The sequence below is a fragment of the Deltaproteobacteria bacterium genome (assembly GCA_030654105.1).
Taxonomy (GTDB): Bacteria; Desulfobacterota; SM23-61; order SM23-61; family SM23-61; genus JAHJQK01.
Map to the genome: position 1 here is coordinate 1 of JAURYC010000223.1, position 9,583 is coordinate 9,583.

The following is a 9,583-nucleotide window of genomic DNA, read 5'->3' on the forward strand; positions in this document are numbered from 1 at the left end:
GATCTCACCCGTATTTAATATTTCAGGTGTTTTAACCTCTTCCAAAAAAGCTTTCGTATGTAATTCAATTTTCCCATAGTCTTTAATAACGGGTTCTTTACCGTTAGGTCTGAATCTAAATGTTCCCTTCAAATAACACCAACTGCAATCAAAGGGACACCCGTAAGCCCACTTAAGCTCAAGGAAATGCGGACAGACCACATCCGAAGAGTTTTTAGGTAGGGGTGTCTTATCGAACCTTGTGATGATTGAGCCATCATTAATTAGGCTAACTAAAATTCTCTCTATCCCGTCGATACAATTATATTTCTTAAAATTTATCTTCGGTTTCTTAGAAAGTTTCGTCGCTTCTGCTAAGGAGGCCCTGTACCCATTGGGAGATTTCTCCTTTATGAGTAAAGAATCTACATCATCTATAGGAAAACTCAAAAAAGGATTATTTTTCTGAAGTGGATTATCTACTTTTTCCACTCCAATATTTTTGAGGGTTTTGTCCAAGTCTTTCGAAAGGTAATTCGTCTCTTGTAAAACAAAGGCTAAAACTTCACTATACTCGATTGAGTTTGTACCTTTATATTTATTGAAAACATTCTTTTGAAAAACCTTAAAGTCAACGTCTGCAAACAAATATGGTTCAAAATATCTCCTGCTCTCTTCACTAAACATCACATCCTTCATTATTTTAAAACCTGTTAAATTCTTAGTTGCATAGACCAAATAGTGAATTACCCCCCAGCAAGCTGGGGGGCATCAAAAACTCAAAATTGAAAACGTAATTGCTCTTCGTTATGCTGATATTTGATATATCGCCGAATTACCTCAGCCGTAACTTTATCGCCTACGCTTCGAACAAAATAGCCGTCGTTCCAAAGCTCGTGTTTCCAAAGGACCTTTCGCAAAGAAGGATATCTCTCGAAAACTTCCCTTGCGGAAATACTTTTCAAAATCTGCACAATCTGGGCTGGCGAATACCGCGGAGGAGCCGAAAGTAAGAGATGCACATGATCTTCCATAACCTCCATGGTATCTATTTCAAATTCATATTGCTCAGCAATCTCCTTAAAAACCCCCTTACTAAAGGATATTATTTCCTTAGTAAATATTTTCTTTCGATACTTAGGTACCCAAACCAAATGATACTTCAGATCATATATAGCATGATGAGTCCTTCGAATTGTGCTCATACCTAATCGTATAGCACAACCATTTTTCAAAGAAAACCCTTCGCCTTCGGCGAACCTCTTTTCATCCCGCCAGCAAGCTGGCGGGTATTCAAGAGGGTATTTTTATAAATTCTGTTTTCAAAAAATCCCGGAATCAGCGGCTGACGTTTTCCGCGCGAGCGACCTTCAGAAACGTCAAAAACAGTATTTTCAAGTCAAAAAAAATGACCTGTGATTCAAATAATACTCGTCATATTCAACTTTTTCGGAATAGGTGAATCGGCAGTATCTCAGGGTAGCCGTCACTTTCAGATGACATTGGATGAGGATAGCAAGCTGAACAAGAAGGTTGAGCGTAACCCTTCAGTGACGGGTGGGTATGGCGTGCGGAGGGAAAAGGGTTCCCTCCCCAGCAATGGGCGGTTTTCATCGAGCATTAGGTGAGGTTGGTAGGCTAAGGAATGGGAGGATCTATTGGGAATAGGAGGGAGAAGGGGTCTTGGTGGATGTTTTTAGCCAGTTCGTCCAGGATGTGTTTTAGGTGAGTGGCGACCTCTACCCCTCGTTTCTTGAGAGAACCCAAGACCGTCATCAGTACCCCCCGGGTATGGGCGCCCGCGTCCGATTGGGAGCCAAAGCTGACCTTGCGGGCAATGACGGTAGGCCGGAGATCCCTTTCCGCAAGGTTATTGTCCGCAGGGATCCTGCGGTCATTGGCCCAGTGGTACATGCGCGCGTGGTTCTCGCGGAAGATATCCTGGATGCGTCGGATTCCTAGATGTTGGGCCGGGCTTTCCACAGCAGCAACAATCTGGGACTTGACCTCGGTGGCTTTGGCCTTAAACTTCGCCCGGGAGAGTGGTTGGCTGCGCAGCCCCATCGCCAATGACAGAAGGGGGATGAGGGTATGAACAAATCCCTGCACCTCCCCGGAATCGGGGAACTCCTTTCCCAGGTTTTCGACCTCCCGCAAAAGGTGCGCATAGCAGTATTGAATGGCACACGGTGCCTTGTTGTATCCCGCATAGCGATCGACCACCAGAACCCCCGGAAGGGGCTTTCCTCCGAATACCGCCCGGGCCACCTCCGCCGATCTTGATTTGCGAAATTGAAAGATACTCAGCTTTTCGGTGGCAAAGAGCCAAGTATAGCCATTTTGCCCCTCCGTTCGCCACCCGGTCTCGTCGGCATGCTTGACCGGAGCTTGGCGATACTGCTCGATCAACTGAGCGGGAACCTTCTCGAAGAGTTTTGCCAGGCGATGAAAAATCTCCACCAGGCTGCCGGGGCCAATCTCAGTCTGTTCACAGACCCGCCCCATCGGGATGCCGTGCAGGTAGTGCATGACCGCTGCCGTCGTGATCAACTGATTGCCATAAAGGCTTTTGGGAAGAACCTCCGGGGCGTGAGCCTGAAACACCTTTTGGCAATGAGGACAGTACTTCTTGGGAAGCCGAAAGAGTACCCGCTTGGCCTTCAGAGGCTGACTTTCGATCACCAGTCGCTCCTGCATCCCTTTTTCTTCCAGCGGCCTCCCGCAATCGGGGCACGTTGAGCCGACCTGAGCCTCCACGGACACTACCCGTTCGGCTTCAGACTCTTGGAACATTTTCCGACCTGCTCCTTTGTGCCCTAACTGTGCGCCTTTGGGTTTGCCGGTCTCCGAGTTGGTCGTATTGGCCTTTACGGGGAGCTTGGAAGAGGGGGTCGAGGAGCCGAAAACCCCCTCTTTCTCCTTCCGCTGTTGGTATTTAAGTTTCTGCTTGAGGCGTTGATTCTCCTCCATGAGGGAATCGATCTTCTGCTGTTTTTTGAGGCATTCGGAGCAGGGATAGGTAGCCATCATTCCCTCAGGCGGATGATCTCTTTTTGTACTTCGGAGATCTGTCGGATGAGAGCTTTAAGCTTCTTATAGTTTTGGACCCATTGTTTCACCTCCGCTTCGAGCTGGCGGGGGATGTAGAGGCAGACGGTTTTGCCCGCTTCTTTCCCGGTGACGAAGAGGACGGGATGTTTGGGGCCATTGTGGTGGCAGGCACAGTTTTTTTTGCCGCACTTTCGGCTCGTGGAAACGAGAGATCCTTCGATCCAGGGGTCGAGGTTTTGCAGTTGGCGGAGGAGGTTCTGGCGTTTGGTTTGGAGTTGTAATTTGTTCATATCTATATTGTACTAATACACTACAGATATGTCAAGAAAAAAAGCCTGGGGTTAAACTTTTTTCCCCCAGGCTGAAAAGGAGCTACCTATGAGAATCAAGCCCTATACGCTAAACTGAATTCCACCATGTCCGCCAAATTCCCCCCCGTCACTGAAGGGTTACGGTTGAGCAAATAAAAAAGAGCTTGAAATTGTCAAATGTGTAAACCTGACCCCCGTACTTGTGATTCACATTTTAGAATCCCATTGCCTTCCCAAGATTCTTTTGTACCTTTTGGAAGTCTTGCTGCAGTAGAGTTCCTAACTTGTGAATTATCATGCTATCTTTTATTGTTCGTATAATTCCTGTAACCAAAGACGGGTAGATAAGTCCTACCTCTTTCCATTTATCTATCTTGGTATCACCGAATAGCACCCTTTTTATATTCCCTGTGATAGCCACAACGATTACCTCTTGTCGGCCCTTGTGATAATTATCACTACTTATTATTAGGGCAGGTCTTTTCTTAGATCCGGTTCCTTCGGAAAAGCCAAAATCAACGAGAACTATATCTCCCCGTTTATATTTTATCATATGCGGCATCCTTTTCGTTATCCCATAATTCCTTTAAGACAGGATCTTGATTTAGATTCATAGTTAAAGCTGATAATCCTCTCTCTTCAGCTTCATGGCGTAAACGCTCCCGCACACTTTCAACGACATATTCCCGGATTGTTTCTCCATGAAGAGCCGCGTAGGCCTTTATTCGTTTATGTTCTTCAGGAAGTACATCAATACTTAATCTTTCTCGTGTCATCTCTGCTTTTGCCATATTTATCACCTCCTAATGTAAACCCCGTTAGAGAACTTTATTCTCTAACGGGGTAAATATACACTATTTCAGTAAATGTGTCAAGGCACAAATATACTGCACAAATATACTGCCATACGATTTTTTAATGCTGGACGCCTTCCTTTCTAATAACCTTTAGCACAGTCAAAAGGATAATATAAAGGTCAAAGGCAAAAGAGCGGTGGTTTAAGTAATATTCATCGAAAAAGACTTTTACGGGAATCGGAATATCGTCTCGGCCATTGATCTGCGCCCATCCCGTGATTCCCGGAATTAATCGATGAACACCTTTTTCCGTCCGCAAAGCAATCAGGTCATCTTGATTGAACAAGGCGGGCCGGGGACCCACAAAACTCATATCCCCCTTCAAAACACTCCACAATTGGGGCAATTCATCCAGGCTTGATTTTCTCAAAAAGGGACCTATCGGTGTCAGATACGCATCGGGCTCTTTCAATAAGTGGGTCGCAAACGCAGGTGTATCTATCCGCATCGTCCTGAATTTCGGCATCTTGAAAATCTCGTTGCCCACCCCCACCCGATCCGACCAGTACAAGGCAGGCCCCCTGGAAGTCAGCTTTACTATCAATCCGACAACAAAAATCGGTACACTCAAGAAACAAAATAAAAAACCGGCCATAGCCAGATCAAAAATACGTTTCATAACACTCTCATCCACAGATTACCCCAGTACCATCTGCCGGAGCTATTCGTCATCCGATTTCAGATAATCAGTAAATACCTGCCAGTAACCGCCTTTATCTGGGCCGATCCTTTTTATGAGTCCGGCCTCCTTCAATTTGTTGATGTTTTTTCTGATAGCCTCTCTTGACTTGCCTGTGATACCAGCTAATTGTGCATATGTTATTCTGGAATTTTCAACATATTGTTTATTACAATTTTTTGGAGTTCAGGCAACTTTTCAGACAACTTTTCAGACAACTTTATTTCACGATGTATTGATGGCTTCGTAAAAAGTCCTTTTTGCCCCATTTTCGTCATTCCCGCGAAAGCGGGAATGACAATTTGTACATGTTATTTCCAAACGGGTCCTAAGTTTGAAGGACATGCAAGTGATCACTTGTGGATATCGCCCTGAAATCCGGCCTGTCGAAACTCCCGCACCACGCGGCGGTGTACCTGGTCAAATTCGGGAAGTTCCGCCATTTGGGAGGAAAGCCGCGATTTCCAGAGCTTTTTGAAACGGGCTTCTTTTCTGATGAAGATTTCGTGAGTGTTCGCCAAATCCTTTCCACGCGAGTGCATCTTCTGCCCGACCGCGTCTATTAATTCTCCCAGTTTTAAGAAATCATGGGATACGAGGAACCAGAGGTCATAAAGGTCGCGGGGTTCATTTCGGGCAGGGTCAAAAATGGCGACAATCTTTTCCGCAGCGATCTCATGGAGGGTGTAAACACCAATGATAGCCTCAGCCGGCAAATCCGCATATTCTGCGTAAGTTTTCAGGATCGGTCTCCCTTCAATGGGGAAGACAAGCCGCTCCCGAATCGTGATGTCCACCTTGACCTCCTTGCCCGTGGCGCCAGGCAGGGGACCCTCGTATCCTATGAAAAAAGAATGGCTATTTTCGTGTGGGTGCCGGTCAATGCGGCTGATGTTGAGTTTGATCCCCGAGGCCTGCTGCGCATACTTAAAAGCCTGGTCAAATTGCTCCTGGATATGCTCAAACGAAACTTCATTGCGAAGGGTGAAATCGAGGTCTTCCGAGAAACGATAGTCGGGGACGTAGCATTTCTTGATGGCCGTTCCCCCCTTGAAGGCCAGGATGTCTCGAAGGATCGTTCCAGATAAGCCCACCAGAAACCAGGACAGGCAGTAGTCCCGTTCAAGGACCGCTTCCGGAATTCGACGACCGCCCTTTCGGGCAAGACGGTTCGACAACAGGGACAGGTTCCGCTGGGCGATCATCAGGTCCTCCCGACAGACAGGAGCTCATCGGGGGGTACATTCAACTGCAGTCTCCACCTCCTGAAAAATTTCCCCTCCGCCGGCAGTACCGGATCCAGTCTCACATATGTATCGGTAAGGTGATCCAAAAGGATCTTTCTATCCGTCTGCGATCCGATTTCATAGAGTTCCATGATATACCCCAATCGTCGGATGACAGCGCCCACATCAATCTTAAGCGCATATTCAATCAGTCTACCAACATGAAGTGCCTCACGGCGCATCCAAATGCCCTTGGCCACTTCGCTGACACCTCCACAATGCTCCGGCTGCCTGAGGCCGTCGATAACGGTCCGTTCGAGGTCGCTCACCGTAACCATTTCCTGCTTGGTGACCCAATGGTGGATCAGACCAAAGAACCACTCGCTTTTACAGGGAATAAATCGGAATTCCGTGCCCATGATATGGATGGAGCGAATCTTCTTCGGGGTCGCAACTTGTATCACGAATTGGGGCTGGGTGACCATCCCGTGGATTTCCATCGCCGTACCGTGGGACAAGTAGTAATTTTTACCGTTAAACAGTTCACGGGCCAAGACGAGGGGATTCCCCGCATACTCCCTTTCTTTGCCCAGCTCAAAAGGCACCAGAATAAACAGCCCGGGTTTGAGCCTGGTCACAATACCTCTACCGACAAGCTTCCTGACGAAGTTTCTGGCGTTTGCATTGTTTAGCGCGAGGATCTTCTGAATGTCCTTCAGACGAAAGATCACTCTGTTCTTGTCATAGAGCGTCGTGACCAGATGGGCTGCCTGGGGTCCCAAGGTCTTCGTTGTTTTATTATATTGTCGACTCATAATGTTTCTTCTAAGGACACATTTTACGACAATAATATAACATAGTCAAGAATTTTGGATGAGGGTAGCTAGAGGTTGGAGGAGGAGACATAAGCTGACTGAAAAATTCAGTCAGCTGGTCTGGTCTTCAATGCCCGGAAGCTTTCTTTCTTTGCTTTAAGAAAGGACGTAATTAAGCTTGCAAGGCTTTCTTAGTTAATCAGAAAGGCAAATTTTTTGAGTATACAGATGATTTGCTTGACAATAATCTGGACTGAATAATTCAGTTAGGAGGCGAGAGCCGTGGATGAGAACTGTTATTCACTTTGTGGGGTGATTTTCTTTATAACCTTGGCGGGGACGCCGGCTGCGATAACATTGTCTGGGATATTTTTATTAACAAAACTGATGATCTCGTAAAAAGTCAAAAAAACCGTCACTCCTGCGAAAGCAGTCCGCCTCAGGCGGACAGAACTACTTGAATTAATTGGATTCCCGCTTTCGCGGGAATGACGAAAATGGGGCAAAAAGGACTTTTTACGAGACCATCAGCAGTTGGATCTCCCATAAGTTGCTTCGGAAGAGAGCTGTTTTCCCATGCGGGTGTTGGGTGACTGCTTTGCGCCGGAATAGCTGGCCGGAATCACCGGAATAGGCATTTTACTTATGAAAAAATCAGCGAAATCCTGTTTAATCAGTCTAATTTTGATTGACAATCAATATTAGCCATGATAATTTTGATTTCAAGGTGGGAAAATGCTATCCCTTGAAATTCAGAACAGACTCAAGCAATTTAATCCGTGGTTGATTCAGCCGGATAAAGCGGAGGAATTCATTGATCGATTCCTTCCGGATCTATACATTACTCGGGAAGTTGAAAAGACACCCCTGCAACGGAACCGGGCTCTCCTAATAGTGGGGCCTCGCCAGGCCGGGAAATCGACGCTGGTTTGGCGTCTTCTTCACCGGTATATCCCTGACATCCTCTTTCTAAACATGGAAGATCCCCTTTTAAAGCTGGAATGTCAGCCAGCCGCTGATTTTATCGACCTCCTGAGACAGCACTATTCTTTTATAAAAGCCATCTTTATCGATGAAATCCAGCACCTTGAGGAAGCGGGTTTGTTTGTCAAAGGGCTAATCGATGCCCGCTTGAATCTCCCAATCTTCATCACCGGCTCATCGGCTTTTCATCTCATGAGCAAAACCAGAGAATCTTTGGCCGGAAGGGCCACCCGGCAGAGGCTCCTGCCCTTCAGCATGAGTGAGCTGATGGGCCATGCCCACCCCGCCAATCCTGTGGCCGCTCGCCACACAGGCGACCAGATCGTCGCTCATCAATTGATTTACGGAAGCTACCCGGCAGTTTATCTCGCCAAAAATCCTGACGAAAAAAATATGCTCCTCAATGATTTGGTGGAAGCGCTCATCCTCAAAGATGTATCGGATCTCTTCCGCATCAAACGGGTAGACGCTTTTCGAAAATTGCTGACCCTTCTGGCTGGCCAGATCGGCCAAATGGTGAATTTTTCCGAATTGGCCTCCATCTGCCAGGTTGACGTGGGAACGATTCGTTCCTACGTCGAGATTCTGGAAGAAAGCCACGTTGTTAAGATTGTACCTCCCTTTGCCGGCGGGAAGCGGCGCGAAATTATCGGTGCCCCGAAAGTCTTTTTCCTTGATAACGGCATCCGGAATCAATTACTCAATAATTTTTCCCCCGCTCTGGACCTGCGAACGGATAGAGGGCAGCTTCTGGAGAATTGGGTATTTACCGAAATATATAAATCAGCCCCTTTGCCGGCGGTGATAAAATTTTGGCGCAGCAAAGCCGGGGCGGAAGTTGATTTCATAATCGAGCATGCCGGGAAAAGCTATGGGCTGGAGGTCAAATATACATTATTAAAACAATCGAAGCTGTCCCGATCCGTTAGAAGCTTCCTGGATGTCTACCAGCCGGAAAAATTCGCCCTGCTGAATTCGTCCCTGGAGCAGAAAGTAAATGTTGCCGATCGGGAGGTCAGCTTCATCACGCCTTGCGAGTTGTCCCGGTGGTTATATGGAATCTTTAGAAATTAAAAAAGGCGATAAAAATACAGGCGATAGGCAATGAATAACAGGCTCTGGGCGATAGGGAATGGGCCATGAGCCATCTGGTCAGTTATTTTTCGCCGGCGAGGCGTTTGCTAATATCTACCACGTCATCAGAAAGCCAATATCCTTGATGGCGTAATTTATCTATAAGAGGTCCTATGCAACCAATAAGTGCTTTCCCTTTTGCCAATAATAAAAGGCCAATTAATCCGGTGGTAGGAATGTTCAGCTTTTTAGCCACTTCCCTTCCCGCATGGTCATCCATTAAAAGCAAAACATTCCCTTTCATGTTCGAAGCGAGACCGACCGCTTGTTTTTCTCCTTCGTCCAGGCCGGAGATCGCTATTTCTGTCGCCGGGTCCAATGGATGGAGGTTAGTTACGCATAGGAATCCTCTGAGCGCCTTGTCGATCTGTTCTGACTCCATACCGATCTTCCCCAGCAATTCCCGGTGAACCATAGGGGGAATCAACACTTCTTGGGCAATCTTAGCTCTACAACGATACATAATGAATTATATGGTTGACATCAATGCCTGACTATGCTACATGTTTTAGAAAAACATGGGGAGGTGTCAGGCCATGGTTCCAGA

At 46.8% G+C, this 9,583-nt stretch carries 11 protein-coding genes; 1 reads left to right on the forward strand and 10 read right to left on the reverse strand.

Features of this window, described 5'->3' with window-relative positions:
• The 9 genes from Q7V48_09215 to Q7V48_09255 all read right to left on the reverse strand — a co-directional run.
• A partial coding sequence (locus Q7V48_09215; GenBank protein MDO9210911.1) for a hypothetical protein occupies positions 1–717 on the reverse strand: 717 nt, incomplete at its 3' end.
• A 41-nt stretch (positions 718–758) separates the two neighbouring features.
• A complete protein-coding gene (gene tnpA, locus Q7V48_09220; protein ID MDO9210912.1) occupies positions 759–1,184 on the reverse strand; it encodes an IS200/IS605 family transposase in 426 nt (141 codons plus the stop codon).
• A 433-nt stretch (positions 1,185–1,617) separates the two neighbouring features.
• Positions 1,618–3,009 carry an IS66 family transposase gene (locus Q7V48_09225; protein MDO9210913.1) on the reverse strand — a complete coding sequence of 464 codons (1,392 nt, stop codon included), beginning with the start codon at positions 3,007–3,009 and terminating at the stop codon, positions 1,618–1,620.
• A complete protein-coding gene (locus Q7V48_09230; protein ID MDO9210914.1) occupies positions 3,006–3,320 on the reverse strand; it encodes a hypothetical protein in 315 nt (104 codons plus the stop codon). The genes Q7V48_09225 and Q7V48_09230 overlap by 4 nt, the downstream gene beginning before the upstream one ends.
• 235 nt (positions 3,321–3,555) lie before the next feature.
• Positions 3,556–3,894 carry a type II toxin-antitoxin system PemK/MazF family toxin gene (locus tag Q7V48_09235; protein ID MDO9210915.1) on the reverse strand — a complete coding sequence of 113 codons (339 nt, stop codon included), beginning with the start codon at positions 3,892–3,894 and terminating at the stop codon, positions 3,556–3,558.
• Positions 3,881–4,132, reverse strand: a complete 252-nt coding sequence (locus Q7V48_09240) for a hypothetical protein (protein ID MDO9210916.1) — start codon at positions 4,130–4,132, stop codon at positions 3,881–3,883. Before Q7V48_09240 ends, Q7V48_09235 begins: the two co-directional genes overlap by 14 nt.
• Positions 4,133–4,256: 124 nt before the next feature.
• Positions 4,257–4,817, reverse strand: coding sequence for a sugar transferase (locus Q7V48_09245; protein MDO9210917.1), 561 nt, complete (start codon positions 4,815–4,817; stop codon positions 4,257–4,259).
• Between the two features lie 413 nt (positions 4,818–5,230).
• Positions 5,231–6,082, reverse strand: coding sequence for a nucleotidyl transferase AbiEii/AbiGii toxin family protein (locus Q7V48_09250; GenBank protein MDO9210918.1), 852 nt, complete (start codon positions 6,080–6,082; stop codon positions 5,231–5,233).
• Entirely contained in the window at positions 6,082–6,918 is an 837-nt protein-coding gene (locus Q7V48_09255; protein ID MDO9210919.1) for a transcriptional regulator, read from the reverse strand. The genes Q7V48_09250 and Q7V48_09255 overlap by 1 nt, the downstream gene beginning before the upstream one ends.
• A 735-nt stretch (positions 6,919–7,653) precedes the next feature.
• Between Q7V48_09255 and Q7V48_09260 the strand changes: the two genes are divergently transcribed.
• Positions 7,654–8,976, forward strand: coding sequence for an ATP-binding protein (locus Q7V48_09260; GenBank protein ID MDO9210920.1), 1,323 nt, complete (start codon positions 7,654–7,656; stop codon positions 8,974–8,976).
• 82 nt (positions 8,977–9,058) lie between these two features.
• Here the strand turns inward: Q7V48_09260 and Q7V48_09265 are convergent, their stop codons facing one another.
• Positions 9,059–9,418 carry a DUF3368 domain-containing protein gene (locus tag Q7V48_09265; GenBank protein ID MDO9210921.1) on the reverse strand — a complete coding sequence of 120 codons (360 nt, stop codon included), beginning with the start codon at positions 9,416–9,418 and terminating at the stop codon, positions 9,059–9,061.
• Between the last annotated feature and the right edge of the window lie 165 nt (positions 9,419–9,583).